Origin of the sequence: Mucilaginibacter gossypii, from assembly GCF_017569325.2 — a bacterium.
Lineage (GTDB): Bacteria > Bacteroidota > Bacteroidia > Sphingobacteriales > Sphingobacteriaceae > Mucilaginibacter > Mucilaginibacter gossypii.
The window spans coordinates 2,630,077-2,656,738 of record NZ_CP071878.2 but is presented as its reverse complement, the minus strand read 5'-3'; the positions used below and the strand labels follow the sequence as shown (position 1 = coordinate 2,656,738).

23 protein-coding genes are annotated in these 26,662 nt (G+C 41.5%); 13 read left to right on the top strand and 10 right to left on the bottom strand.

Translation table 11 applies throughout. The features are described 5' to 3' along the window. Positions 1 to 53: 53 nt before the first annotated feature. Positions 54 to 1,301 carry a spore maturation protein gene (locus tag J3L18_RS11100; protein WP_129567670.1) on the bottom strand — a complete coding sequence of 416 codons (1,248 nt, stop codon included), beginning with the start codon at positions 1,299 to 1,301 and terminating at the stop codon, positions 54 to 56. 83 nt (positions 1,302 to 1,384) lie between these two features. Between J3L18_RS11100 and J3L18_RS11095 the strand changes: the two genes are divergently transcribed. The 6 genes from J3L18_RS11095 to J3L18_RS11070 all read left to right on the top strand — a co-directional run bounded on the left by J3L18_RS11095 (position 1,385) and on the right by J3L18_RS11070 (position 6,579). Then, the gene (locus J3L18_RS11095; RefSeq protein WP_129567669.1) at positions 1,385 to 1,819 is read left to right on the top strand and encodes a DinB family protein; all 435 of its coding nucleotides are present in this window, start codon (positions 1,385 to 1,387) and stop codon (positions 1,817 to 1,819) included. Next, positions 1,819 to 2,235 (top strand): DUF3052 family protein, encoded by a 417-nt coding sequence (locus J3L18_RS11090; RefSeq protein WP_129567668.1) that lies wholly within the window; start codon positions 1,819 to 1,821, stop codon positions 2,233 to 2,235. Before J3L18_RS11095 ends, J3L18_RS11090 begins: the two co-directional genes overlap by 1 nt. 91 nt (positions 2,236 to 2,326) lie before the next feature. After that, positions 2,327 to 2,755, top strand: a complete 429-nt coding sequence (locus J3L18_RS11085) for an OsmC family protein (RefSeq protein ID WP_129567667.1) — start codon at positions 2,327 to 2,329, stop codon at positions 2,753 to 2,755. A 28-nt stretch (positions 2,756 to 2,783) separates the two neighbouring features. Beyond that, positions 2,784 to 3,623, top strand: coding sequence for a maleylpyruvate isomerase N-terminal domain-containing protein (locus tag J3L18_RS11080; protein ID WP_129567666.1), 840 nt, complete (start codon positions 2,784 to 2,786; stop codon positions 3,621 to 3,623). 310 nt (positions 3,624 to 3,933) lie between these two features. Then, on the top strand, positions 3,934 to 5,310 hold the full coding sequence (locus J3L18_RS11075) for an OmpA family protein (protein ID WP_129567665.1): 1,377 nt from the start codon (positions 3,934 to 3,936) through the stop codon (positions 5,308 to 5,310). Positions 5,311 to 5,811: 501 nt separating this feature from the next. Beyond that, on the top strand, positions 5,812 to 6,579 hold the full coding sequence (locus J3L18_RS11070; protein ID WP_129567664.1) for a putative universal stress family protein: 768 nt from the start codon (positions 5,812 to 5,814) through the stop codon (positions 6,577 to 6,579). Between the two features lie 65 nt (positions 6,580 to 6,644). Here J3L18_RS11070 and J3L18_RS11065 read toward each other — a convergent pair whose 3' ends face one another. After that, the gene (locus tag J3L18_RS11065; protein ID WP_112654922.1) at positions 6,645 to 7,508 is read right to left on the bottom strand and encodes an alpha/beta hydrolase; all 864 of its coding nucleotides are present in this window, start codon (positions 7,506 to 7,508) and stop codon (positions 6,645 to 6,647) included. A 4-nt stretch (positions 7,509 to 7,512) separates the two neighbouring features. After that, complete coding sequence (locus J3L18_RS11060; RefSeq protein ID WP_129567663.1) at positions 7,513 to 9,129, bottom strand: carboxylesterase/lipase family protein; 1,617 nt, start codon at positions 9,127 to 9,129, stop codon at positions 7,513 to 7,515. 271 nt (positions 9,130 to 9,400) lie between these two features. On the opposite strand from J3L18_RS11060, the gene J3L18_RS11055 reads away from it, so the two are divergent. Next, positions 9,401 to 10,180 (top strand): hypothetical protein, encoded by a 780-nt coding sequence (locus J3L18_RS11055; protein ID WP_129567662.1) that lies wholly within the window; start codon positions 9,401 to 9,403, stop codon positions 10,178 to 10,180. A 1-nt stretch (position 10,181) separates the two neighbouring features. On the opposite strand, the gene J3L18_RS11050 is transcribed toward J3L18_RS11055, so the two are convergent. Genes J3L18_RS11050 through J3L18_RS11040 form a run of 3 tightly spaced genes read right to left on the bottom strand, consistent with a single transcriptional unit; the run spans position 10,182 to position 12,562 of the window. Next, positions 10,182 to 10,985, bottom strand: a complete 804-nt coding sequence (locus J3L18_RS11050) for an MBL fold metallo-hydrolase (protein ID WP_129567661.1) — start codon at positions 10,983 to 10,985, stop codon at positions 10,182 to 10,184. 32 nt (positions 10,986 to 11,017) lie between these two features. Further along, entirely contained in the window at positions 11,018 to 12,043 is a 1,026-nt protein-coding gene (locus tag J3L18_RS11045) for an EamA family transporter (protein WP_129567660.1), read from the bottom strand. 33 nt (positions 12,044 to 12,076) lie between these two features. After that, positions 12,077 to 12,562, bottom strand: a complete 486-nt coding sequence (locus J3L18_RS11040) for a TQO small subunit DoxD (protein WP_189549013.1) — start codon at positions 12,560 to 12,562, stop codon at positions 12,077 to 12,079. Between the two features lie 83 nt (positions 12,563 to 12,645). Here J3L18_RS11040 and pdxR point away from each other — a divergent pair, with 83 nt between their 5' ends. The 6 genes from pdxR (at position 12,646) to J3L18_RS11010 (ending at position 21,032) form a co-directional block, all read left to right on the top strand. Then, positions 12,646 to 14,139 (top strand): MocR-like pyridoxine biosynthesis transcription factor PdxR, encoded by a 1,494-nt coding sequence (gene pdxR, locus J3L18_RS11035; RefSeq protein WP_129567658.1) that lies wholly within the window; start codon positions 12,646 to 12,648, stop codon positions 14,137 to 14,139. A gap of 1,097 nt (positions 14,140 to 15,236) precedes the next feature. Continuing rightward, a complete protein-coding gene (locus J3L18_RS11030; RefSeq protein ID WP_208102460.1) occupies positions 15,237 to 15,725 on the top strand; it encodes a DUF5009 domain-containing protein in 489 nt (162 codons plus the stop codon). Further along, positions 15,709 to 16,500, top strand: coding sequence for a hypothetical protein (locus tag J3L18_RS11025; protein ID WP_208102461.1), 792 nt, complete (start codon positions 15,709 to 15,711; stop codon positions 16,498 to 16,500). The genes J3L18_RS11030 and J3L18_RS11025 overlap by 17 nt, the downstream gene beginning before the upstream one ends. Positions 16,501 to 17,252: 752 nt before the next feature. Next, on the top strand, positions 17,253 to 19,097 hold the full coding sequence (locus J3L18_RS11020; RefSeq protein ID WP_129567657.1) for a glycoside hydrolase family 9 protein: 1,845 nt from the start codon (positions 17,253 to 17,255) through the stop codon (positions 19,095 to 19,097). Between the two features lie 18 nt (positions 19,098 to 19,115). Continuing rightward, on the top strand, positions 19,116 to 20,249 hold the full coding sequence (locus tag J3L18_RS11015) for a redoxin family protein (protein ID WP_129567656.1): 1,134 nt from the start codon (positions 19,116 to 19,118) through the stop codon (positions 20,247 to 20,249). A gap of 24 nt (positions 20,250 to 20,273) precedes the next feature. Further along, a complete protein-coding gene (locus J3L18_RS11010) occupies positions 20,274 to 21,032 on the top strand; it encodes a ThuA domain-containing protein (protein WP_091163780.1) in 759 nt (252 codons plus the stop codon). A gap of 112 nt (positions 21,033 to 21,144) precedes the next feature. Here J3L18_RS11010 and J3L18_RS11005 read toward each other — a convergent pair whose 3' ends face one another. The 4 genes from J3L18_RS11005 to J3L18_RS10990 form a co-directional block, all read right to left on the bottom strand. Then, a complete protein-coding gene (locus J3L18_RS11005; protein WP_189549011.1) occupies positions 21,145 to 24,066 on the bottom strand; it encodes a ligand-binding sensor domain-containing protein in 2,922 nt (973 codons plus the stop codon). Between the two features lie 154 nt (positions 24,067 to 24,220). Then, on the bottom strand, positions 24,221 to 24,493 hold the full coding sequence (locus J3L18_RS11000) for a hypothetical protein (protein WP_129567654.1): 273 nt from the start codon (positions 24,491 to 24,493) through the stop codon (positions 24,221 to 24,223). Between the two features lie 269 nt (positions 24,494 to 24,762). Further along, the gene (locus J3L18_RS10995; protein ID WP_129567653.1) at positions 24,763 to 25,620 is read right to left on the bottom strand and encodes an oxidoreductase; all 858 of its coding nucleotides are present in this window, start codon (positions 25,618 to 25,620) and stop codon (positions 24,763 to 24,765) included. Between the two features lie 112 nt (positions 25,621 to 25,732). Next, positions 25,733 to 26,662: an AraC family transcriptional regulator gene (locus J3L18_RS10990; protein WP_129567652.1), complete on the bottom strand. Its 930-nt coding sequence runs from the start codon at positions 26,660 to 26,662 to the stop codon at positions 25,733 to 25,735.

Here is a 26,662-nt window from a genome sequence, read left to right as displayed (position 1 = left end):
ATAAAAGTAGCAATTTAATTGATAAATAAAAGCCCCACCCCTTTATGTAGCAATTATGGCTGATGGCCGAAGAACAAATAAGCAATAAAAATAGCCGCAATAACGCCGGCCAAATCGGCAATAAGTCCTGCCGGAATAGCATAACGCGATTTTTTAATACCCACCGAACCAAAGTATAAAGCAACGATGTAAAAAGTAGTATCGGCCGAACCGTTAAAGATCCCGGCAAGCCGCCCCGCAAATTTATCGACACCAAAATTTTGCATTACCGTTATCATCATACCTTTTGAGCCCGAACCGCTAAGTGGTTTCAAGTAAGCTACAGGCATAGCATCTACAAAGCGCGTATCTAAATTAAACTGAACGCAGACCCAGCGCAATCCTTCATTCATATAATCCAACGCGCCGCAATTCCTGAACACGCTGATCCCAACCAGCATAGCTACCAGATAGGGGATTATTTTGACAGATGTTTCAAAACCTCCTTTGGCACCCTCTACAAAAACTTCAAACACATTTACTTTCTTTATAAGGCCGCCCACGATAAATATTACCGGTATGGTAAACAACATCACATTGCTTATAACTGATGATACCGTACTGATCTGCTCTTTGGTTAGCTGCGTGGTAAAGTACCATACCACCAATGTAATGAAAACGGTAACGCCGCCAAGCCAGCCAATAATTACCCTGTCGAAAAGATTGATCTTTTGCTTAATGGCCACAGCTATAAGTCCCACTACTGTAGCTACGTATGTGGCGATAATGCAGGGTAAAAATACCTCCGCAGGATCTTTGGAGTTAAGGATAGCTCTTTGGGCAATAATCGTAACCGGCAATAACTGCAAGCCGGATGTATGTAGCACCAGGAACATGATCTGGGCGTTTGATGCTGTTTCTTTATCTGGATTCAACTCCTGCAGGCTGCCCATCGCTTTTAAGCCAAGCGGTGTAGCTGCGTTATCAAGGCCCATTAAATTGGCCGAAAAATTCATCATCATTTGGCCAGTGGCGGGGTGGTCTTTCGGCACATCCGGGAACAAGCGGCTAAAGAATGGCCTCACTATCCTTGATAAAAGGTTAATTGCCCCCGCTTTTTCGCCAATGTTCAGAATGCCGAGCCAGAATGCCATAGAGCCAATCAGCGGCAAAGCGATATCCATTACCGACGATTTTGACGAATTAAATAATCCTTCAACCAATAATTTGAAAGCTTCTGTGTCGCCGAAAAAAACTAATTTTATGAGTGAAACTACAAATGCAATTACAAAAAAAGCTATCCAGATATAGTTAAGCGCCATAGTAATGTTTAAGGCTTTGAAGTTAGTGCTTTTGCTGTTTAATATGAAATACTGATACTTTTATACTACCGATAAACCAATAAATGAACGATACAATCCATAAACTCAACGGAATTATAGATAATGTAAGGCAACTAAAAGGCCGCGATATTGACTGGGCCTGTAAGGCATCGTCCGCTAAGTGGTCAAAAAAAGAAGTGGTTGGCCATTTGATTGACAGTGCTCAAATTAACCTGCAGCGTTTTGTGCGTTGCACCTATGAAGAAAACTTCAGGCTTACCTACCAACAGGTAGAATGGGTTGCTGCCGCACGTTACCAGGATGCTGACATTAACGAATTGATTGAACTTTGGGCCTTGCTGAACCTGCAGATTGTACGGGTTTTAGAGAATTACCCTGCCGACAGATGGAGTTCCCGCTGTGACAGCAGCAAACAGGAACCAAACCTGCAAACTGTAGAATGGCTTGCCGCCGACTATGTTGATCATATGCTGCATCACCTGAAAGATATATTGTAATGGCTGGCTATTCAGCTACGCCCCTGGCAAAAAAACTCGGCATAAAAGCAGGCAGGAAGCTGTTGCTTGTTAATGCACCTGATCATTACCTTGATCTGTTTAGCGACATGCCTTCTGATGTTTATTTTACAGATGATATTTCATTTGAAATTGATGTGATCCATTTCTTTAGCAAAAGTGCGGATGAATACCGGGTTAAGCTGCCTGAACTGATAAAGCAAATTAAACAGGACGGCATGATTTGGGTATCCTGGCCCAAAAAGGCTTCGAAAGTAGTTACTGATATTACAGAAGATTTGATCAGGAGCTTTGCTTTGCAAATAGGCTTGGTTGACATCAAGGTTTGCGCGGTTGATGAAGTGTGGTCGGGTTTAAAGCTGGTGATACCTGTTAAAAACAGGAAATATGTGGTATAGGTCATTTTTAGTTAAAACCAGTTAAACAAACGGCACTGCGTTTTAGCATAAGCACTTAATTGTATAACTTAGCACAATAATACCCGATAATATGGCTCAGATTGAATTAAAACGTGTACATGGAGATTTTGGCTTTGAAGCTGTTGACGCTAACGGTCACACCGTAAAAATGGATAGCAGTCCGGAAAGTGGCGGCCAGGATTTTGGCATCCGCCCAATGCAGATGCTTTTAATGGGCCTTGCTGGTTGTTCGGCAATTGACGTAATCAGTATCCTGAAAAAACAACGCCAGGAAATAACCGATTATAAAATGGTGGTTAACGGCGAACGTGAAGCAGGTAAGGAACCTTCACTGTGGGAAGATGTGGATATTGAATTTCATATTTACGGCAATGTTGATGAAGATAAAGCTGTGCGTGCTGCCGAACTTTCTATTAACAAATACTGCTCGGTTGCTGCAACACTTGCAAAAGCCGGTGCCGAAATTAAATGGAAGGTGATTGTTCACCCTGCTCAATAACATAGTTATTACTCATTGAAAATACCAGATGGCGGAACAGGAAGTCCCTATTAAAACAGTTCACCTGTTCCCCCTTTTGGATCAAAAGCTGACAGAACTGCTTAAGTCTTTATCAGCGGACGACTGGAACAGGCCTACATTAGCAAAACTTTGGGCAGTAAAGGATATAGCCGCTCATTTGCTTGATGGTAACATACGCGTCATTTCTTCGTCTCATCAATTTGCAGGCGATCCTCCTTCAAATCCCATCAATAACTATAGTGATTTAGTTGATTTTTTGAATGGATTAAACGCCACCTGGGTAAACGCTATGAAGCGTGTAAGCCCGCAGTTGCTTATCGACCTTTTAGAAACTACAGGCAAACAATACAGCAAAGTAATGGCTGCCGCTGATTTGTTTGCACCTGCACCATTTTCAGTAGCCTGGGCAGGTGAAGATGAATCCGTTAACTGGTTTCATATAGCCCGCGAATACACCGAAAAGTTTCATCACCAGCAACAGATCCGCGAAGCGGTTGGCAAACAAGGCATCCTAACTGCCGAATTGTTTTATCCCTGTATCGATACTTTTATGTGCGGGCTTCCGCATACATATCGTACGGTTAAAGCAAACACCAGTACGCTAATTCAAATCACTGTAACTGGCGAAGCTGGCGGTAACTGGTACCTGCTTAAAATGGCTGAGGGCTGGACACTCATCAAAAATGCCGGATCTGTGCCGGATGCTATAGTAACTTTATCGCCTGATATTGCCTGGAAGGTTTTCACCAAAGGCATCAATCCGCAAACCGCATTGGAGGCTTCCAAAGTTAGCGGTAATATTAACCTGGGCGAAAACTTGTTTAATATGGTTGCTGTGATCGCTTAACAACCATTTTGTTTAATTACTCTTTAACTGTACAAAACTGTATTCTTTTTTACTCATTAACCAATTTGTACAAAAAGTTAAGAATTTGGTTGTGATTGCCTGTTTAAAGCAACCTTAGTGGTGATATAAAAACCTAAGCATTTGACTTAGTGAGTCAGCATTTTATATCAAATTTCATATGCTTTTTTTATTTGATTAGCCTGCCTTTTGGCCATGGGCTTTCTGGTTTAATAAATATTGATGGCATCAATGTTGGATTAACCAGTGCACGTTTTACTTGAATGTTAAACGTATAATTAAATATATAGATATGAAAACAAATTTAAAAAAAGCCTCATTACTTCTTACAGGAGTTATGATTGGTAGCAAATTATTCGCTCAGTCAACAGATACCTCAGCTACAGCAAAAGATTACGTGAGGCCATTTTCGGGTGGCAGTGAATTACGTACCTGGTCGATAGGTGTACATGGCGGTTTATTAACCCCCTTTACCATATTCGGACGCAACAATAGGCAGGATTTTACCAATCCAACCGAACAGTTTGGTTACGGCGGATACATTAAAAAACAAATATTGCCATCCTTGGGCTTACAGGCCGACTTCCTTCGCGGTAAATTAACTTCATCAAACAGTCAGCCTAACGCAGCAGGTACCTCTCCCTATGATTCATACTCTACTAAATTAAATTGGTCGGCAGCTTTAAGTGCTAATATTACGCTGGCTAACATCAATTGGCGCCATGAAAAGCCATTTATTCAGCCTTATTTAACCGCTGGTGTTGGTAATTTGAACTACACACCGAGGATTACCCCGATTGGTGGGCAACAGGAAAACTTTAAGAAAACCGATAATGGCCATATCAACGAATTGTTTATCCCCATTGGCTTAGGTTTGAAATTTGACCTTGCCCCGGGCATAAACCTTGATTTAGGTTACCAGGTTAACTTTGTACAGGCCGATAACCTTGACGGATATAAGTATGGGGCGGGTGATGACAGGTTTTCATACGCTCATATTGGTTTGGAGTTTGCCCTTGGTAATAAGAAAAAGCACCAGATGGCAACCCATAATCCCGTATCATCAATGCGTACAGAGTACCAATGGGAAAACCAGCGTACCCGCGCTGAACTACAGCAACAGATTGATGCTGAAAAAGCGAAAAACGCACAGCTGGCCGGCGACCTTGCAACAACCAATGCCAATCTTGCCAAGTTAACTACCGACAGCGACGGTGACGGTGTTGTGGACGTAAACGATAAATGCCCTAACACACCGGCCGGCCAAAAAGTTGATGGCTCAGGTTGTCCTTTGGCTAAACCGGTAGTTTATGTTACTGAAGAAGATAAGAAAGTAGTTAAAGACGCCATTAAAAACCTTGAGTTTGATTTGGGTAAAGCTACCATTCGTGCGCATTCATATCCAAGTTTGGATAGGGTAGCACAGTTATTAGTTGATAAAAACTTTAGCCTGAAACTTGCTGGCCATACTGACAATACAGGTTCGGCTGATTTAAACATGCGTTTATCAAAAGATCGTGCTGAATCGGTTAAATCATACCTCGCAAGTAAAGGTGCAAATCCCTCGCGTATTGAAGCAACCGGCTATGGTCAAACACAGCCAATAGCTACAAACAAAACAGCTGCAGGCCGTCAGGCTAACCGCAGGGTTGAATTTACCTTGTATTAACAAAGGTTGTTAAACCTTATATAAAGCTGCTCAATTGAGTGGCTTTTTTGCTTTCATATTTAGCAATCAAAGGTGATTGTTTGAATAGGCAGGATTTTAATCAGTTCGCCAATATCATCATCCTGTCTAATTTCCTGTAGCAGGAGCGGATAATGGTGGTGCTACCAGGAAATCGTCAACAGTGATCAAGTGTTTAGCATGAGCGGTCATTTTTATTGCAAATTGATCTGTTTTTATTTATCCGTGACATCAATAAGCAACGTTATTTAATATCAGTGTAAATTAAAACAAAGCCATTTTAAAGATTACCTAACATAACCGTTTATTGCAACAGGTGGTGAATAATATCCGCTTTTCAGCTAAAGGTTAAAGTTTATACACCGCCAGCAACTCATGAGCGTATCAAACTGACTTTTTTATGACTTTTTTAATTACAAATTAAGAAACAGCTCTTGTTATCACTTGTTCAAATCATACATCTCATTATTATATAAATTAGCTATGAAAGGAATCCTGGTAGTTCACAATCTCAAAAAAGAAAGCAATTATGCACTTACTTACGCCGGTAATTTAGGTGATAAATTAAAAACCAAAGTAATTGTTATGAACACGGTACCCGAGCCGATGAGTGTTCAGCAATCAGATACTACCACACAGGATATATTTGATGATGAGGATTTTAGTTTTAAAGATCAAAATAAAGGCATCGAAAAGATAGTTTTCCTTAACTATCTGGATACTTTGGGGATGTCGCTCCACGCAATTATAGCTAAATATGATATAGGTTTAATTATCAAAGGGGTTGGCGGAACTGCAAAAGAAATTAATGAACAGCTTGTGCCTGTTTTAAATCATTCATGCTGCCCATTACTGGCCGTTCCGGAAGGTGCCTCATTCAATATTACGAATATGGGATACCTTGCCGATCTTCGTTATGCCAAAAAGGATATTGTAAATTTTTTAAGTAAAATGAGTGAAGCTATGGGTGTAAAGGCCTCGCTTTTTAATATAACTGAATCGGGATTACCCCATATGCATAATGATTATGCTGATGCTGTGTTCAGGCAATTGTTCTCCGGTTCAAGGCTGAACCTGGTGAATATCAAGGAGCGGGATATCATGAAAACCGTTGATGTACTGGCCAATATAATGCGAGTTGATTTTTTTGTATTGAGCAACCGCAGCTCGCAATTAAATGGGTTATGGGATTGGGAGAATATGGAGAATGAAGAACATGCCCATCTACCGGCGCTTATCTTTCCATGCTGAAAATAGCGTAAATATAAAGGGAAGATACCGTCATCGATCTTCCCTTATATATTCAATTTCGCCGTTTATAAAACGTAAACACCATTTGCTTTCAGAATTTTACTGAAAAACAACAAATGCCCCGGCAAGGCGTTTTGCCAAAACTCCCAGGTATGGCCTCCTGGTTGTTCGGAATAATCATGTGGAGTATGGTTATAAACTAATCTGCGGTGTAATTCACGGTTGGGCTCAAGCAAAAAGTCATCAACTCCTATATTAATAACCAATGGCAGCCCGTTTTTACGGATCTGATCAGCCATGTTCACAACCGAATATTGCAGGTAAGTATCCGGCGTCATAGGCCCCCAAATTTTATCAAGCATTTTGGTAAGCATCTCAAACCTATCGGGGGGGAGCTTCCAGGTGGTCATGTTTGGGTCAAGTGCTCCGCTCATACTACCTGCTGCTGCAAAAAGTTCCGGATGCCTGGTTGAAAGATACAACGCGCCAAATCCTCCCATAGATAAGCCGGTGATAAGCCTGCCTTTTTTATCATTAACAGTGCGGTATTTGCTATCGATAAAAGGAATCACTTCCTTAATAATATAAGTTTCAAACTTGCTGTTAGGATCAATAGGGCTATCAACATAATAACTAAAGATTTCACCTTCGGGCATTACGATAATGATGTTGTATTGATCAGCAAGGTCTTTTACCAGTGATTTATCCGGTGTTTTTAGCAGCCAGTCGTCAAAATGGCCATACCCCCCATGCAGCAGGTACAATACCGGAAAATTGGCTTTGCTTTTTTCATATGCTTTAGGAAATGCAATAGCCGCTTTATAAGTTTTGTTCATTGCCACGCTTGGGATTTGTACCGTGTCGACTTTGGCTGCAAAAACCCATATGCTGCTAAACAGCAGGGCAAATATTAAAGCTACTCTTCTCATTTACTTATGGTTTTGGTGCTGCGGCTACTATTTTTAATAATTCATCATCCGGGTGATTTTTAACTGTGCATTGGTTATCCAGTATCATAGTTGCACCATTTTCGGCAGTGTATGCAGGCCATTTAGGTAATGACGATGTATTGGGGTTGCCGGTTTTGGCAAAATTTATCCATGCGCTGCTTATTTTATCGGCAAGGGCATATGCTTCCTTACCGCCGCCGGTCATTTCCTGGCAGCGTGCGATGTTGTTAAACTGGAAAGCTATATCCATACAGTGCATGGCTTTATACATACCTCCATTTACGGGCGATTGCCAGGTAAACAGGTACATATACACCGGGGCCGCGCCACTAACAGCCTTTTCATTTGCCTGTTTAATGGCTAATGAGCGGAAGTTAAATTCAATGTCGGTAAATTCTGATGGTTTTGAAATTGTTGGATACGCTTTTTGCGCCGCGGCGATGTAAACATCGGTTTTATCACCATATTTTTTTTGAAGACTGGCTTTTAATTCATCCATAGTTTGGCTTTTAGGGCCGGGGATAAATGGAGCGAATTCGTTTTTGGTTGTACCTACCAGTAGCGGAACATTTTTCGACAGTTCTTTAGCTGCCGGATCTGATGGTTGGTAAGGAAGAAAATCGCCGTCTAAAGCGGGGCCCCAGCCGTTCATGGTTTTGCCCTCTTTTTTCAACTCGGCCGAAACCTTGCGCATGGCTTTTTTACCCGCTTCGTTGAGTACATCATAAGGCAGTTTTTGAAGAGAATCAACCTGTGAAGGCTGCAGGTGAAGTTCTTCCAATAATGCAGCGGCAACTTTTTGGGTAACCGGTTTTTCGTTAAAATTGGTGATATAGCTGCCGCTTTCAACAATGGCATTTTTAAATAAACCTTTTACTGATGGCGCGTTCATCAAACAGGTAACCTTACCGCCACCACCCGACTGCCCAAAGATGGTCACATTATCAGGATCGCCGCCAAACTGGGTTATATTTTGTTTTACCCATTCCAGGGCCAATTTCAAATCGAGCAGGCCCGCGTTTGCAGAGCCCTTATATTTATCACCATAGGCTGAAAGATCAAGAAAGCCCAAAATGTTTAACCGGTGATTTACCGATACCAGTACCACATCTCCCTTTTTAGCCAGGTTTTCACCGTCATATGATGGAAGTTCAATTGATGAACCGGCTGTAAAGCCGCCACCATGCAGCCAAACCATTACCGGGCGTTTTTTGCCATCGTTCAGTTTCTGTGTCCATACATTGAGCGACTGGCAGTGTTCATTTGAATAACCCAGATCATGCTGAAAGGCAAATTCAAATTCGTCGTTAACAGTTGTAGTTGGATCGGTAGGACAAACCGGACCGTAAGTTTTTGAACTGCGTACATCTGTCCATGGCGCAGTTTTTTCGGGCGCCATAAAGCGGTCGGCTTTGGCGTAGGGGATACCTTTAAATGTAAAAATGCCATTGTGAAGATAGCCTTTTACTTTTCCGCTTTCGGTTGATGTTACAGCTACATCGTTCCCGGCAACAACTGGTTCGTTGCTGCTTTGGCAAAACGCTGTTACAGGTAAAAAGCAAATGAGTAAAAGCAGCATGAGGGTACTGTTTTTTTTCATAATTGTATTTGGTTAAATTGGTTTAAAGCAATAGATCTCTGCACGCTTGAGAGATCGGGAAAGAAGAAATATAGCAAATCGGTGATCTCCCAATAGGGGCAATTATTGATTTTCTATTGTGTAAATATAACACAATGAGTTGTTCGAAAGTAATTTATATCAGATTTTTTACTCTAAATTTTAATGTTAATGAAAAAGTATGAAATGTTCTCGGCTATTGGGGGCTTATCAGTCTTAAAACACCTAAATTTAAAGTATTAATTCAATATTCATGTATCGCAACCTGCCTTTTCTCATCGTATTAATTGGTTTTTTTCCTTCCTGTAATCATGCTTCGGTTAATGTTGATAAGAGGAATGCGGCTAATCAAATAAAACCGCAGCGACAAGTTAACCCAAAAGGGGGCGGGCAGGAGAAACCGCGACTTGTTTGGGGCTACCGTTTTGTTATTAACGGCGATTTTGATGGAGATGGGAGGCAGGAAAAACTCACCGAACATTATTTCAACGGCCTAACCAATAAGGAGACAAACAAATTTTACAATGATGATTATGATTACGACATTAAGATGGCCAATGGAAAGCGATCATATTCATTTATAGTATGTGACAATGAATTAATCCGCAGGATAGATGTAGTTCCGGTTGGCAATTTTGGATTACTTTATCTTAAAAATGAAGGAGATCTGAACGGCGATGGGGGGGACGAAATATCCTACGTGACCAATAAAGCCGATTGGTCGAGCCTTAATGAATATAAGACCATGACTTATAAAAATCGTAAATGGGTTGTCTTGTATTGGTTTCCTATATGGGAATGGCAGTTGCCCGAATTGCCGCGGTTTGGTAATCAGAGTGTTGCTTTGGGCTCGAATCAAGTTATAGCCCTAAATTCAGATACTACAAATAAGAAATTATTAAAAGAATTGAAAGTTTTTAATGGGTTGGTTAAGAAAGCCGGCAAAAATAAGATCCAGATCATTTACCGAAATAAAGATATATCCCAGGATACGATTATTGTCGGCCTTAAAAACCATCATCCCCCTGTTTAGGTCACAGCCCGTAAGCATCTTTATATCGTTGCATCGAAGTCGTGAATATCTCAATGGCATTACCCTCAATATCCTGGTTTTCAAATGGTCCATACACAGTATCAAAATTAAGCATGGATGCTTTTTGATATGCTTTGACAAATTCTTCCTTGGCGAGTAATATAATATTAGGATAGCTGTACATAATAGCCATATGCCGTTTGCTTCTGGCTATATTAAAGGTATCACCACAAAGCATAGTTCCATGGGGTGTAAAGCCTGCAATGTGCAACACGCAGCTGCCCGCAAAATGACCGCCGATATGTACTACACTTATGCCGTCCCAAAGTTGTGTGGTGTTACCACCCCATAAGTAGATATACGGAGAATTAAAAGGTACCCATTCAGCGTCATGTTGGTGGATATAGATTGGGCAGCCAAATTCGGCGGCCCAATCATTCATATTACTATAATAATGCGGATGTGAAAACGCGATAGCTTTTAATCCGCCTTTAGCCCGGATAAATTCAATTGTAGCATCATCCAGGTACGGAATACAATCCCACAAAATGTTACCTCCCGGAGAGATAAGGAGCAGGGCTCTTTGGGCAATTGCAAAGTCTGGTTGTATTTTGAGTGCATACAGATGTTCACTTAACTGTGTTATTTTGATGGTGCGGTTCTTAAGTTCGGCTGGCGTATTCCATTGCTGTCCACTCTCCGGAACGTATTGTCGATCATCCGTACAGATAGGGCAAAACTCCGGCACGCCGGGATCGGCTAAAAACTGGGTGCCGCATGTGCTGCATATGATTGTTTTGTTCATAGTTTCATAAAGTTTTATTTAGGGAGATGGTTTTAGATCCGGTAAGCTATTTTAGCCAATGCTTTGATCTGTTCCAAATCGGAAGCCGGGTTGAGGTTAGTGCAGTTACCCGCTTGTTCAACTGTTTTGGTCACAGGTTTTTTAAACTTAAGTTTCCCATACTTTGAAAGATTTACAAGCAATACGCTGAGCAAGATCACAATTAACCCTAAAAACTGCATTAACGAAATACTTTCATGTGCAAAGCAAACCCCAAGTAATACGGCGATAACCGGATTTACATACGAATGGGTGCTTACCTGCAGCAGCCATACATAAGCGCTGAATGCCCCAATTGATCCGAATATGATAAGGTAAACGATAGCCATCCATGACTGAGCCGGAACGGTAGCAAGATTAAATCCGTTAAACTCCTGGTGAATAATAGCAGCCGGTACAAAAGCCAAACCGGCAATGATCATTTGCCAGGATGTATTTACCCTTGCTGGTGCTGTACCGCCTCTCTTTTTTGAATATAATGACCCTGCCGACCATGCAACGGGGCCTGCCAGTAGCAATAGTAGTCCTGTTAATTTAGCATGGTCCATAGTACCGGTAACCGATTTCAGGAAGGCTTCACCAAAAAGGAGCAGGATTCCCGCAAAGCCGAGGATGAGGCCGAATATGGTTGATTTATTTTTGAGGTTTACCCGCCAGTTAGCTTTATCTAATATAATGAACCATATCGGGTTTACAGAAACCATAATGGCAACCATGGCGCTGGGGATATTACGCTCGACCCAGATCACTATACCTGTAGCTACGAATAGGGTAAGCAGCCCGCAGATACCGGAGGTGATAATATCGCGCTTAATAAATATGTTGTCGCCCTTAATGTAGCACCAGCCCAGTAATAAAATACCCGCGGTAAAAAAACGCAATGCGCCCATCAGCATGGGAGGGAAGCCCTGAATAGCCATTTGTATAAAGAAATAGGTTGAACCCCATACTATATAAACGGTAGCAAAGGCTATGATCACTAAAAGGTGTGATGCTTTTGTATTTGCTGTAGTTGCCATGATTATTTTATTGGTTAAAGATGTTTGCTGATTTTAATTGGTTTGCAATGATTGGTAAGCCGTAAGCTTTTTGTTCACAATACGTGAGGCGAACCATTTATCTAAGCTCCATGAATATTGGGACGTCCCGGCCAGCAGAAAGCTTGCGGCGCTCAACGTAAAAACTGAATAACCCAAAGGCGATTCGATGCCGAAGGAAATTGCCATCGCGATGGCAAAACATAAACTAAGGATACCGCTCCCGATAGCTGCCATGCGGGTGAATAAGCCAAGGATGAGTAATAAGCCAAAACCACCTTCGCCAATGGTTGCAATAGTTGCCAGCGGATTTATGATGCCATTGGGCAGGAAACTCATTACCTGTTTGGCATAGGCAATAAAATGTTTCCAGTCGCCCCAGCCAACGTGTGCGTGACCGTTTGGGCCAAATAAGCCGATGCGGTCGGCTACTTCCCACAGGTAGCTTAGTCCAACGGCTAACCTTAGGTATATGGATGATATTTTTTGATTAAGGTGCATAAGTTTTATTTTTTTTTTGATCAAAAATACCATGCTTTTGGACTATACTTGTAGTCCAGAAAATAGATTAAAGATAGTCCAGGATGATGCTAATTGAAAGTTTATTAAGTGTAGATAAAAGCAGCCAGGTGCCCGTGTATTTGCAAATTAGCAACGGTATTATCAATTATATCAGGCAGGGGACCTTAAAACCAGGCTCTGCACTTCCTGCCAGTCGTGTGTTGGCAGCATCGTTAAACGTACATCGTAAAACAATAGTAGCTGCTTATGACGAACTTTATGCTCAAAGCTGGGTTGATGTTATAGCGCGTAAGGGGATTTACATAGCTAAAAACCTGCCCGATGTTGCACCCCGGCCTATCGAAAAAGCTGTTCTGAAACATAGCCTGGCAAATAAAACATCGTTCAACGTTGATGAAAACAGAATCAACCCTCAGCGCATGTTTGTAGACATGCCTGATGGCAATATTACATTTACCGAAGGGTTTCCCGATACCCGCATAGCGCCTGTCGACCTGATGGTGCGCGAATACAGACGGATGGCAGGTTATCATTTTACGCATAAATACCTGATGTACGGGCTGGAGCAGGGTTCCGAAAATTTAAGGAACGAACTTGCCCGTTTTTTGGGTGAAACCCGTGGCTTGCATGTAACACCTAACGATATTTTAATAACCAAAGGCGTTCAAATGGCACTTTACCTCTGCGCACAGGTACTTATTAATAAAAATGATATTGTAATTGTAGGTAACCCAGGCTACAGTGGTGCAAATGAGGTGTTTGAGCAAGCCGGTGCCAGGTTGGAATTTGTCCCTGTAGATGAACATGGTATTGATATTAATGCCGTTGAGACTATTTGTAAAGCACAAAAGGTACGTATGCTGTACGTGGTGCCGCATCATCATCAGCCTACTACAGTAACGCTGAGTTCGGAGAGGCGTATGCGTTTACTCGAACTGGCAGCAAAATACCAGTTTGCCATTATTGAAGATGATTACGACTTTGACTTTCATTATACTAGCGGCCCTATTTTACCGCTGGCCAGTGCCGATTATTATGGCAATGTAATATATGTGGGTTCATTTTGCAAAACCATCGCGCCGGGCATTCGCATTGGCTTTATGGTTGCGCCGGCTAATTTTTTATTACAGGCCACCCGCTTACGCAGGCTGATTGACCGCCAGGGGGAGCACCTGTTAGAAGAAGCTATGGCAAGTTTATTAAAGAACGGTGACATTAGCAGGCACCTGAAAAAAGCCAATAAGCTGTATCACGAACGGCGGGATATTCTTTGCAAATTACTACAGGAGCAATTGGGCGATTATATTTCCTTTAAAATACCATGTGGCGGTTTTGCCATATGGGTTAAATACCTTCATGATCTGGACACTGCCGTTGTTTCAGAAAAAGCTAATGAACTGGGGCTGTCCATAGGTGCGGGACATGATTATTATTATGATAAAACATTTAAACACAGTTTTGTACGGATAGGGTTTGCCTCATTAAACGAAAAAGAAATGCATGAAGCAGTAAATATCTGGAAAAAGGCCATTCTTAAATGCCTTCCAAAAGTTTAAAAGTTTGGCATAGGGGATTAAACGCCATAATAGGATGAATTTGTTAATATCATGTCATGCTTTGGCAGTTACTGTCATGCTTTTAAGTTAGAGATTTTCTGCCAAAATTTGCGTTTGTCATGCCTGTGACAAATTGTCGGTTAATTTTTTTAAAAATGCTAAGACCTCTAATATGTAAAAATCACGGAATAGTTTTTTTACAAAAAAAAGTTTGGCGATGAGTTTTTATAGCCGCAAAGCAGGCTAGGAAATTAATGAGCGAAATAATTTTCTCTAAAAATAAATTTGTGCTTGTTTGCCCGCTTTTTTTTAAATAATTCGGCAAAAAACAATTTTTCGGCTTTTTTTGCCTCGATTTAAGCCCATTTTTTTTCGTTAAGCGCAAAACTCTGGGTTAAATTTAATAAACACCAGTTTTTGAAGGTAGTTTCAAAGAAAAAATCCATTTTGAAAATGACGTTTTTAGGCTTAAAGTATTGATTTATAGGACGTATTTTTTAATGGCATGTTTTTAGCCTAACTGGTGGCAGGAATGATACAATTGTTCTTGCATCCCTGCCACAGCATGCCTGTAGGAACGGTTGTATTTCCTGAAAACATTGTTAGTTCAGTAATTAAAACATTAAAAAAATTAAAGTTATGTTAACCGTATTAGAAGTTGCCCTTTTCTTAGCTGTTATTATCGTTCCATTAATCCCTGCAAGAAAAACTGCAAAATAATTGGACATTAAAACCAGTTAATGAATGGGCGGCCTTTGGTTGCCCATTTTCGTTTTTATACCATTTGTGACCGGTCGTACTCAATGCTAACCAATCCGCTCCCTTTTTTTCCGTCGCTTCCTAAACCTCCTTCTTTCCCACTTCGCTGAATTTTTTATTTATATACAATGTTACCTATGGTAGTAGTGATGTAGTGCTGTAATAAAAGCATCTGATCATGCTATCGGATAGATTTGTGCATTAATGATCCATTGGATTTATACCAGTGCTTTATAAACGAGGTTGGCATTTGGCATGTACGGCGATGATATTTTATATATCGCAAGCCATAATTCACTATTTTCCGTAAAAATTAAATGAAAACCCTCGTATAAAATATGCAGCAATTACCCAAACGCCTTTTATCAATAGATGTATTGCGTGCGATTACTATGCTCCTGATGATATTTGTTAACGATGCGGGCGGTGTACAGCATATTCCCGAATGGATAGACCACGCCAAAGGTCTTGAAGACAGGGTGGGTTTTGCTGATACTATTTTCCCGGCGTTTTTGTTCATTGTGGGCTTGTCGTTACCATTTGCCATTAATAACAGGATCAAAAAGAGTGATAGTACGAGACAGGTGTTATTTTATATCCTGGTGCGCAGTGCGGGGCTGCTCATTATGGGTTTTTACCATGTAAACCTTGAAGAATATAATTCATCGGCTGCATTAATTCCGAAGGCTGCATGGGCACTGGTTATTACTATGGCATTCTTCCTGATCTGGCTTGACTATCCGGAATCTATGGCAAAGACTAAAAGATATACCTTGCAGATATTGGGAATTGCTATGCTTGCTGATAGGCATGGCGGTGATTTATAAAGGCGGCGAAGATGGCGAGGTACGGGGTATGGAGCCTTCATGGTGGGGAATATTGGGTTTGATAGGATGGGCATATTTGGTTTGTGCTTTGATATTTTTCGCAGTTAAAGGCAAATTGAATAGCCTTATCGTAGCATGGATAACGCTTGCCGCCATTAACATTTTGGCGCACACCATATTAAAGGTAAACGTGTTGCACGACGAAACGATGGTAACCATTGCAGGAAAAGATGTTACGGGCAGTTTCCTCGGCAATGCTATTATCTTTTTAAAACCGTTTTGGATAATCAACGATGCATCGACCATGACTTTAACCATGGGAGGCGTGGTGATATCAGGTATTTATGCCAAATTGGTTGAACAAGGGAAAACACAACGCATTTGGGCCACACTAACTGTCGTCGGTATCTTGTTCCTGGTAGCGGGTTTTGCTTTAAGGCCTTATACTGAAGGTATTTCCAAGATCCGTTCAACACCCGCCTGGGTATTCATTTGTTCCGGAATTACCACGTTAGCTTTTTTGATGCTGATATACGTGGTAGACGTTAAAGGAAAAATAAATGCTTTTAACTGGAGCAAACCGGCAGGTACCAGCACACTAACCTGCTACCTGATCCCGTATTTTCAGGTGTTTACACTGGAACTGTTCCAAATTAACTATCCCGGCGTTATCAATAACGGATTTCCGGGACTATTGCGCTCTTTTCTGACGGCTGTGATCATCGTTTTATTTGTTGGATTACTTGAAAAGAAAAGATTGCGCTTAAAAATTTAATTATTATACATACCTAAAATGTCATGGCAACAATTTCATCATTATTGTAACCTTGGCGGTGAAATATGCTGGAAGATGTTGGTGGAAAAATGAGCGCTTACTCGATGCGGCTATCAGACACTTGGATTAAAAGAACCTTAAAAGCATCTTCAAAAGAGGCCCCCCGGAAATCAAGCGGCCTCTTTTAGGTTTAGGTTGATTATAATAAAAGCTACTAATTATAATTGCGTTCTTTGGCATAATCGGCAGTCAATGCACCTGCATTGGCGTCAGGCGAAACCTCGCAAACACGTTGCAGCTATACTAATGATGTAGGGATGTCCGTACTTACACGGCCGGGAATAGCCTGTTTAACAATTTTAACTTTACGGCAGTCCGGTAGAATATATTTCATGTTGGATTTATATAAGAGATGAAATTTTATATTCTGCAATTATCAGCCAAACTTTACTCAATTGCTATTTTGAAGCCACTACAATACCACTACTATTATGTTATCGATAAAGTGCTACGTGGTCATTAGCCCAAAGTCGTAGTTTCTAAGCACAGAATTTTAAAAACGACTTTTCACACCCCACTTAGCACTTGCCGGGTAATCGGCTAAGGTAACTTTGTAACAAATTGAGGTGTTTAATCACGGTAGAGCTAATGTAGTGGCACAAAAATATCCGGCCGAAACTTAATCTTTTAGCTTTGACCAATATTGCAAAACCATCATGCTTAAACCGCAGGGCAATTTCTTAACTTTATATATGAGTCTGAAAAAACACATCAATGTCCTGTTTAAGGCCACTGCCTTGTTTTGGTTCGGTCTGCCGTTTTTTGTACAGGCACAAAATATCAAAGTGGTAACCAATCACGTTGGTTATGAAGATAACAAGGCAAAACATGCCGTTATAGTTGCCGACAGCCGTCTTACATTTACATCATTTAACCTCATTGATGCAGATAAGGGTAAAGCTGTATTTTCGGGAAAGATCTCTTACAGCGGCCCGGTTGGCAAATGGAAAAATTTTGAGTTTTGGACGCTTGATTTTAGCAGTTTTACCGTGCCGGGGACTTATAAAATTCAATTCGCTTCACCTAAAGGAATAATTTCATCATACCCTTTTACCATTGGCAAAAATGTGCTTGAAAAAGCCACTATATCCGATGTAGTATATTACTTTAAAGGGCAGCGCAGTTCGGGCCTGCTGGATAAGGCCGATCATCATCTGGTATTACCCGGCACAACGGATACTGTTGACGCGCACGGCGGCTGGTATGACGCCACCGGCGATTATGGCAAGCATTTGTCGCATTTATCATTTTCCAATTATTTTAACCCGCAGCAGATCTGTTTAACAGCGTTTAGCCTGTTTAAAACATATGAGCTGCTAAACGCTCGCCCGGGAACTGATTTTCGCCAGTTTAACCGCAGGATTTTGGATGAAGCCATGTATGGCGCTGATTATTTAGTGCGGATGCAGGCTAAAAACGGTTCATTTTATCGTTCCGTGTCGTCGCCTGGCCCCGGCAAATTGCCAAAGGACAGAGTAATCCAGGCAGACGAGGGTAATTATCGGATTAAACAAACCAAAGACCAGTCGTTTACCAAAACCACCACAGGCAAAAACTGGCGTACTTACCAGGTCAGTTACCGATCGGGCGGGGGGATTGCTATTGCGGCGCTGGCTATGGCTTCGGCTTATCAAACATCGGGTGAGTTTAGTAATGCGGATTACCTGAAAGCTGCCGAAAATGCCTTTGCTTTTCTGGAAAAGGAAAACCCACAAATGGACTATGATAAAAAAGAGAATATCCTTGATGACTATTGTGCGCTGAGTGCCGCTACCGAATTATACAAAGCAACTCACAAGGATATATATAAAGCTGCTGCCGAAAAGCGTGCTAACAACTTGCTTAACCGCCTAAGCTTGTGGAATAAGTACCAAAATTTTTGGCGCGCCGATGATAAGGACAGGCCTTTTTTTCATTCATCAGATGGCGGCTTGCCTGTAGTAAGCCTGCTGTATTACTATCCTTATGCGTCCACAGATCTGCAGGCAAAGATCAAAACAGCAGTAAAAAAGTCAATGGAATTTGAATTGGCTATTACCCACGAAGTGAACAATCCCTTTGGTTACAGCCGCGAACTGGTGCAGGATACATTGGGCAACCGGCACAGCGCTTTCTTTTTCCCGCATGGCAGTGATGCTTCACCCTGGTGGCAGGGCGAAAACGCGAGATTAGGTTCTGTGGCCACCGCTGCACGAATGGCTGCCAGTCTGTTTAAAGATGATAAGACTTTCCATGACCAGCTCTCCGGCTTTGCGATAGATCAGCTGAACTGGATTCTGGGCCTGAACCCCTTTGATGCCAGTATGCTACAGGGTACAGGGCATAATAATCCGGCTTATGGCTTTTTTGGCACGTTTGAATATACCAACGCACCTGGCGGTATTGTAAATGGTATTACTTCAGGGTTTGATAATGAGGATGATATTGATTTCAATATCCCTTATGCAGTATCAGGTAAAGATTCTGACTGGCGCTGGGCCGAGCAATGGCTTCCGCATACAGCCTGGTACCTGCTGGCAGTATCAACGAGTGATTAATTGTAAACCATATCTATTATGAAGGAGTTTAAGATCAGTTTGTGTTTCATCTTCGGGCTGCTATTGGTTTTGCCGATGTTTTCTTTTGCCTTCGATGAACATAAAACACTGGCGATAGGAGCGCAGGCGCCCGATTTTAGTCTGCCAGGTATTGATGGCAAAACATACACTTTACAATCGTTCAGAGATGCTAAAGTGTTGGTTGTGGTTTTTATGTGCAACCATTGCCCCACCTCGCAGGCCTATGAAAGCAGGGTGATCAAACTGACCACCGACTATGCGACAAAGGGAGTCGGTGTGGTAGCAATCAATCCCAATAATCCTTCCTCGTTGCGCTATGACGAATTGGGCTACAGTGATTTAGGTGATTCATTTGAAGAAATGAAGATACGGGCGAAAGATAAAGGTTTTAATTTCCCGTACCTGTATGATGGCGAAACCGAAGTAGCTTCCAATAAATATGGCCCGGTTGCTACCCCTCATATTTTTGTTTTTGATAAAGACAGGAAGCTGCGTTACAATGGCCGGATAGATGATATGGAAAACCCAGCCAAAACACCTAAATCTTTGGATGCTCGGAACGCTATTGATGCGATACTTGGAGGCAAAGAAATAGCAGTACCGGTTACCAAAACCTTTGGCTGCTCGGTTAAATGGGCCGAAAAAAAGGATTGGATAGATAAGGCGCAAATTCAATGGGCAAAGGAGCCGGTAAAACTTGATACCATTAACGCCAGCGGAATTGCAACAGTGGTGAAAAATCATTCGGACAGGTTAAGGCTTATCAACCTGTGGGCTACCTGGTGCGGTCCCTGCGTTGCGGAGTTTGACGATCTGGTTACCCTAAACAGGCTTTACCGCGACAGGAGCCTGGAATTTGTAAGCATTAGTGCTGATGACCCGGCTAATAAAGATAAAGCTTTGAAGTTTTTACAACGCAAGCAGTCATCAGGTATCAACTACATTTACACAGGCGATGACAAATATAAGATGATAGAGGCAGTAGACCCTAAATGGGATGGAGCTTTACCTTATACCATGCTGATTGACCCGGATGGGAAGGTTGTATACAGCCACCAGGGCGCTATTGACCTGGAGGAAGTTAAGAAAGCGATTTGGAATAACCCGACGATGGGCAGGATCTATAAATAAATCATCAACGCAAAAATCATCGATATGAAAAAAATAGCCCTGATCTTCAATTTTTGCTTGTTAACCGTTATCAGCGCGTGGGCACAAAAGGCCCCGCGTTTTAAAGTGATAGCCCTGTATGAAAGCGGGGGGCATCATATTGAGTATTCAAAAGTGGCAAAAGTATGGCTGGATAAGCTGGCTGCTGACAGTAATTTTTCTGTCGATTATATTCAAAGTACTGATAGAATTAATGATGCTTTTTTATCTAATTATCAGTTATTTATCCAGCTGGACTACCCGCCGTATGCCTGGAAGGAAAAAGCCGTAAAAGCCTTTGAAAAATACATTGATGAAGGCAAGGGAGGCTGGATAGGCTTTCATCACGCAACCCTACTGGGCGAGTTTGATGGTTACGCGATGTGGAACTGGTTCTGGAATTTTATGGGGGGGATCCGCTATAAAAACTACATAGCTACATTTGCCAAAGGTACTGTCAATATTGAAGATCAAAGCCATCCGGTAATGAAGGGTGTATCACCACCTTTCCTGGTTCAGAAGGAAGAGTGGTACACTTATGACCAAGATCCAAGGCCTAATGTACATGTGCTGGCCTCGGTAGATGAATCAACTTATGAACCCAAAGATGGCATTACCATGGGTGACCATCCTGTGGTATGGATTAACCCCGAAAAAAAAGCCCGTAACATTTACATCTTTATGGGACACTCGCCTGTGCTTTTTGATAGTAAGGATTATACCAGGCTTTTCAGCAATGCTATATTCTGGGCCGCCGGAAAATAAATACGAAGTAGCCGGGATTGAGTAAAAGCATTTTTAAAACAAGAAATGCCTATGGATGGCAGCACTTTGATGTTTAATAATGGCTGGAAAGCAGTAAAAACTGGAAGCAGTTTTACCCGGATTGTTTAGTAACCTCCATCAAAAAATCATACAGATTGGTTTCGGTAGCTAATTGCAGTTTTTTGCGTACGCGGTAACGGCTGATCTCCACGCCTTTCAGCGAGATGTTAAGCAGCTGCGCTATCTCCTTTGATGACAGGTTTAACCGCAGGTAAGCACACAGTTTCAAATCGGTTGAGCTTAAACCGGGGAACTTGGCTTTCATGGTGGCTAAAAAGTTATTATGCACCTGATCAAAATACATGGAAAAGTTGTCCCAGTCATCGTCACTTTTCCCGGTATCGCTCAATAATTTAAACACGGTCCTGAATTGGTGCGATCCATCAGGAATGTTAAGTTTTTTTATTAATACCATCAGCTCGTCCTTTATATTGAGCAATAGTTTACTGCGGTTAACCATTTGCATTGTTAGCGTGGCCAGTTCTTTGTTCTTGTAATTTAGCTCGGCTTCAAGCTTTTCGTTTTTTAAGGCAATGATCTCTTTATCATTTCTGTCAAGCTCAAGGCTATGGAGGTAGCTTAACCTTTTTTGCTCCTCTTCATGGCGTTGCTGATGCAAGGCGAAACGTTTTTGCTGCGCCTTTATGCCGATATACACAGTGCAGGCAATGATCAGGAAATAAGTCAGGTAGGCCCAAATAGTTTGATACCATGCCGGCTCAACAATAAAACTATAACTGACGGGAGCAGACGCTGTGCCTAAATTATTACGGGCCTTCACCGAAAATGTGTATTTGCCATAAGGAAGGTTGGTATAGTCCTTCTCGGTTTTAATCGACCATTGCGACCAATCTTTATCAAAACCTATTAATTTATAGCTAAACTCCTCGTTGCTTTTTTGTGCAAACAGGGTAGAGGTATATTCAAAATGAAAAGAATTCCAGTGGTTGGATAGCGAGGCAATAAGTTGCGTGTTTTGTGCTGATGCGATCCGGTTGTTTTTAACAAAATATCCTCCAAAAATCAGGCTATCTTTTTCGGCTATGGCTTTTACCGTAGTAAGTAATACATTGAGTTTGTTCTCCGATGAAACGTATTGGCGATAATTTAAATGGAAAACACCATTGTTTGAGCCGATAAAGATGTTCTCCATATCGTGCGGATAAATATACTCTGCCCCCTTTACTGTTTGCCCGGCCAATTCAGGGAAATAGATCACCTTGTACGGTAACTTACCAGATCGTTTACCAAAATCAATTACGCCAACGCGTTGGTTACTGATAAACCAGATATTACCTTTGCCATCTTCGGTAAGAAACTCAATTTTTGAATTGCCAAATATCGGCTTGTAAAATGCAGATCGTGTGAAGTCTCCTTCAGTTGTATTGTATTCATAAACACCTTTTTCGGTAGCAGCTATTACTTTGTTTTTAATAAAATATACATGATTATTCAGCGCCGATGGCAAACCACTTTTTTCGGTATATTGCGTATAACTAACTATCTTTTTTCTATCGGTGGATAGCTGCACTTTAAAAATACCCCTGTAGGGGTGCGTTGCCCACACAAAATTGCTCTTATCTACCGCGAGGTTTCCTAATGATTCATAAATACCATTTATTTTTCCTTCAAAGCTAAATCCGGCACCATTGTATTTTAAGAGCTGAAAGCCGGTGTAAGTCCCCGCTATCACATCCTGCGAAGCAGGGAAAGCTTTCATCATCCACGCCCCCGGGCCGGGAGTAATCAGTTTAGCCTGGTTATCGTCTACCTGTAAAACACCATCCTGATGACCGGCCAATAAATGCCCGTTAATTTGCGTTAGGCTTAAAACCTGTCCTTTAGTGTTTGGCACTTCTGTAAAAGCACCTGTGGCCGTGCTGATATCTTTTTGCTGCGAGCCTATCGATACGGTATATAAGCCGTTTGATGTTCCGATATACAACTTGTTGTTAAAAATGCTTACCGAGTTACTTTTTACCAGGTTTTCGCGATTAGGATAAATATTTTTAACGGACGTGTTATAGTTAATAAAATCGAGCCCATTTTCCAGTCCAAGCCATAAATTATGATCTTTATCTAACAATATACCATGGACATTATTATTTTGTAACCCCTGGTTATTGGAGAACTGGTCTATTGGCTTGCCTTTACCATCAACAATAATCAGCCCTTTTGCTGATGTGCCGATGGCGTATCTGTCGATGCCAATTTTTTGAATGAAGTTTATAAGATCAGTAAGCAGGATTCCATCAATAGCCGTGTTTTTTTTAACCAGCGACGAGCCAGCAATGATAAAGAGGCCATTTTTGCGGGTACTTACCAGTAAGGTATCTTTATTAAACTCAGTGATGCCAGTGACACTCAGCGCCGTTGTGGGTTGTTGAACGAAGGCCTGCCAGTGCGAATCTTTAAAAATAACCAGTCCGATAGCTTTATCATAAGCAAACAATTTACCGCCGGCCCGGTTTAGCAGCATCCAGCCACCGGGCGCATCAAATGTGTGCATGGTGTTGTTTTTCAGCTCAAAGATGCACTCAATGGTTCTGAAAAATACCTCATTATTATGGATAACAATATCCCAGATATCGGCAAACTGCCTTGCTTTTTTGGGCAGGCGTTGTTTAAGCGAATGATATTTGAGGATTCCCGACTCATTTGGAAAAAAATAACCAACTTCATCCTGCCCTCCAACATAAATACGGCCCATGCGATCAATAGCCACAGACTTTATAGGGCTTTTATTAGGCAGCGGATAGGTTTTCCAATAACTCCCGTCGAACGTAAGCAGACCCTCATCGTTGGCAAAATAAAGAATCCCGTTCTTGTCTTGTTTAATGTCCCAGATCTCAGTTCCGGCATTATAATCATTATGAGTGTAGTTTTTGATAGCAGGAGTACCAAGCGTAGTTTGAGCGGAAGATGTCCATATAAAAGCACGGAGAACGAGAATAAATAAGATGTTTTTTTTCATTAACGGTTTTCCTGGCGAGGGCTTAAACCCCATTAATAATAGGCAACCCGGCAAAAGACCGGCCTGATTAAGAGCTGTAATTTAATCAACATTTTACATATACCGGGAGTAAAATGTACCCCAAAATTGCAAAATGGCTTCAGTCAGAAATGTTTTAAATCAGCAATGGATTGCTGTAGTGGTATTGTAGTGGGGTGCTGGACAATAATAGCTGATACTGTTTAAGGAACTCTTTATTGATTTTTTTGGTATCGCTGATATAATCTATGGTAACATTACTGTCTATTGCAAGCTTGTTAAGCCATATTTTAGCAGTGGTATCAAATGAGGCATGGCCGCCACCAATTTCCGCGAGGGCAATTGCCTTAAAACGAGGTTTGGTATTTTGCTGGCTGTTACGTTGCCGTAATGCATAAGCAGGAAACACAGGAAAATTAAGAAAATATTTTTTTTCAATTTGATTGAGACAGAACGATCGGGCAGCATGAGCTGGAATAATTAGTAAGATTTAGATCGCCGCAATGATAAATTAAACTTTTTAATCGAAGCTTAAGATGATAAAAAGTAGTGGTGAAGTAGTGTGGATCCGCTTGTTTAACAAACAATGGGTTATAATATGGTGATTGGCTAATAAAAATGCCTGATAACGAATAACGCTTTCAGGCATTTTATTGAATTGTATTTATGGTATAACAATTATTTGGACTGTTTTACATCGTCATGGTCCGTACCCACAACTACATCGTACCATTCTTCAATTTCCTTTTCAAAGGCGGCTGTTTTTTCACGGAAACGTTGCAGCGTATCACTTCCCAACGGTAAGTGTACCGGAGGTTTTTCTGAAGCAGCAAGCTTGATAAAAGCTTGTGCTAATTTTTTCGGGTCACCAGGCTGTTTATAATTTGCTTCGGTAGCAAAAGCCCGCATGTTACCCACGGTATCCTGGTAATCAGCAATTTCATTTGATGTGCGGGTCAGCGAGCTTTCATCAAGGAAATTGGTGCGGAAAAAGCCCGGAGCAACAACAGTTGCATGAATGCCAAGCGGAGCAAGCTCAAGCGCCATGGCTTCGGTAAGCCCTTCAACGGCAAACTTGGTTGAGCCATAAACACCCCAGCCAAAATAGGCCGATAAACCACCTACAGATGATATATTGATCACATGGCCTGAGTGTTCTTTACGCATATAGGGTAAAATGGCACGGGTTACGTTCAGTAAGCCAAATACGTTGGTTTCGTAATTCCTTTTTACTTCTTCGGCAGTGGCTTCTTCAACTGCTGATAGCAATCCAAAACCTGCATTGTTTACCAGTACATCAATCCTGCCAAAGTGTTCAACAGCTTTTTCAGCCGCTTCTTTTGCCTGCTCTTCATTGGTAATATCCAAGGGCACAACAAATAGGTTGGGATTGTTGTCAAATTGTGCAGCCAGTGTTTCAGGGTTTTTACGAACAGTAGCTACTAATTTGTCGCCAGATGCTAAAACAGCTTTTGATATTTCTAAACCAAAACCTCTTGAGGCTCCGGTTATAAACCATACTTTTTGAGTTTTCATTTTATGTTGCTTTTAATTTGTTTTTGTTTACAGTACAAAGTTGGCAACAAAAGCAGGGAGGCTCTATACCAAAAACAAAGCGGTTATTATGAAAATCAAAGAAACGGCGAATTTATGCGGTGGCCTGGTATGATCTCCTGAATTCGGCAGGGGTAATACCAGTGTTTTTCTTAAAAAAGAAGCTAAAGTTAGGCTGCTCGGCAAAGCCAATGCTGAATGCAATATCCTGCAAGGTCCAATCGGTTTGTACCAGTAATGCTTTGGTCTCTTCGAGCAGGCGGTTGCGGATATGAGTGCTTACATTTTGCCCGGTGTATTTTTTTAATACGGCGTTTAAGTGGTTCGGATGTACCGAAAGATTGGCGGCAAACTCCTTGGCAGTTTTCATTTTTATGGGCGATGTATAGTTAATGCCCGATGTTTCCTTCTCCAGCAAATGAAAAAATTGGTGGATGTAATGGTATTCGTCGGATACACTATCAGGTTTGGGAAAATGAGCTACCCGCATGCTTTCAACCATTAATAATTGAATGTAAGCCTGCAGCGCATCATCTTTTAAATGATTGTTGGATAACTCTTCAATAGTCATTCGTTCAAACAAGCTGTTAAGTACAGGCATGTCTGCATTATTTAAGCGGATAACGCTTTTATCCTTTTCGGTAAACAAACCATATTTATCAATGGTGTTTTTTAATTGAGGATGATCATTAATGAAGCTCCTTTTGAAAAGTACATAATATCCGCCCGATTTATCCGAAAGGTTTTTCCACGATATAATATCATTGGGATGGATGAAAAGGATGGTAGGTTCCTCAATGTAATAAGTGTTAAGCCCCATGGTAAAAACTCCGGCACCTTCGGTTATCATCAGTGTTTTATAAAAATCGCGCCTGTTGGGCGACATGTAGTTGCGGCATTCATGATGCTTACGGTCAAAAACCTTGATAGTCCAGTTTTCGAAAGATTCGCGCAATACGGGGATCATATCCGGTAAATCGCGGAGGGTATCAATAGCTTTGGCATCAAGTGTGTTTGGTTTCAT

Coding starts and splice junctions, on each gene's coding strand:
- J3L18_RS11100 (WP_129567670.1), bottom strand. CDS start 1,301: ATGGCGCTTAACTATATCTGGATAGCTTTTTTTGTAATTGCATTTGTA.
- J3L18_RS11095 (WP_129567669.1), top strand. CDS start 1,385: ATGAACGATACAATCCATAAACTCAACGGAATTATAGATAATGTAAGG.
- J3L18_RS11090 (WP_129567668.1), top strand. CDS start 1,819: ATGGCTGGCTATTCAGCTACGCCCCTGGCAAAAAAACTCGGCATAAAA.
- J3L18_RS11085 (WP_129567667.1), top strand. CDS start 2,327: ATGGCTCAGATTGAATTAAAACGTGTACATGGAGATTTTGGCTTTGAA.
- J3L18_RS11080 (WP_129567666.1), top strand. CDS start 2,784: ATGGCGGAACAGGAAGTCCCTATTAAAACAGTTCACCTGTTCCCCCTT.
- J3L18_RS11075 (WP_129567665.1), top strand. CDS start 3,934: ATGAAAACAAATTTAAAAAAAGCCTCATTACTTCTTACAGGAGTTATG.
- J3L18_RS11070 (WP_129567664.1), top strand. CDS start 5,812: ATGAAAGGAATCCTGGTAGTTCACAATCTCAAAAAAGAAAGCAATTAT.
- J3L18_RS11065 (WP_112654922.1), bottom strand. CDS start 7,508: ATGAGAAGAGTAGCTTTAATATTTGCCCTGCTGTTTAGCAGCATATGG.
- J3L18_RS11060 (WP_129567663.1), bottom strand. CDS start 9,129: ATGAAAAAAAACAGTACCCTCATGCTGCTTTTACTCATTTGCTTTTTA.
- J3L18_RS11055 (WP_129567662.1), top strand. CDS start 9,401: ATGTATCGCAACCTGCCTTTTCTCATCGTATTAATTGGTTTTTTTCCT.
- J3L18_RS11050 (WP_129567661.1), bottom strand. CDS start 10,985: ATGAACAAAACAATCATATGCAGCACATGCGGCACCCAGTTTTTAGCC.
- J3L18_RS11045 (WP_129567660.1), bottom strand. CDS start 12,043: ATGGCAACTACAGCAAATACAAAAGCATCACACCTTTTAGTGATCATA.
- J3L18_RS11040 (WP_189549013.1), bottom strand. CDS start 12,562: ATGCACCTTAATCAAAAAATATCATCCATATACCTAAGGTTAGCCGTT.
- pdxR (WP_129567658.1), top strand. CDS start 12,646: ATGATGCTAATTGAAAGTTTATTAAGTGTAGATAAAAGCAGCCAGGTG.
- J3L18_RS11030 (WP_208102460.1), top strand. CDS start 15,237: ATGCAGCAATTACCCAAACGCCTTTTATCAATAGATGTATTGCGTGCG.
- J3L18_RS11025 (WP_208102461.1), top strand. CDS start 15,709: ATGGCGGTGATTTATAAAGGCGGCGAAGATGGCGAGGTACGGGGTATG.
- J3L18_RS11020 (WP_129567657.1), top strand. CDS start 17,253: ATGAGTCTGAAAAAACACATCAATGTCCTGTTTAAGGCCACTGCCTTG.
- J3L18_RS11015 (WP_129567656.1), top strand. CDS start 19,116: ATGAAGGAGTTTAAGATCAGTTTGTGTTTCATCTTCGGGCTGCTATTG.
- J3L18_RS11010 (WP_091163780.1), top strand. CDS start 20,274: ATGAAAAAAATAGCCCTGATCTTCAATTTTTGCTTGTTAACCGTTATC.
- J3L18_RS11005 (WP_189549011.1), bottom strand. CDS start 24,066: ATGAAAAAAAACATCTTATTTATTCTCGTTCTCCGTGCTTTTATATGG.
- J3L18_RS10995 (WP_129567653.1), bottom strand. CDS start 25,620: ATGAAAACTCAAAAAGTATGGTTTATAACCGGAGCCTCAAGAGGTTTT.
- J3L18_RS10990 (WP_129567652.1), bottom strand. CDS start 26,662: ATGAAACCAAACACACTTGATGCCAAAGCTATTGATACCCTCCGCGAT.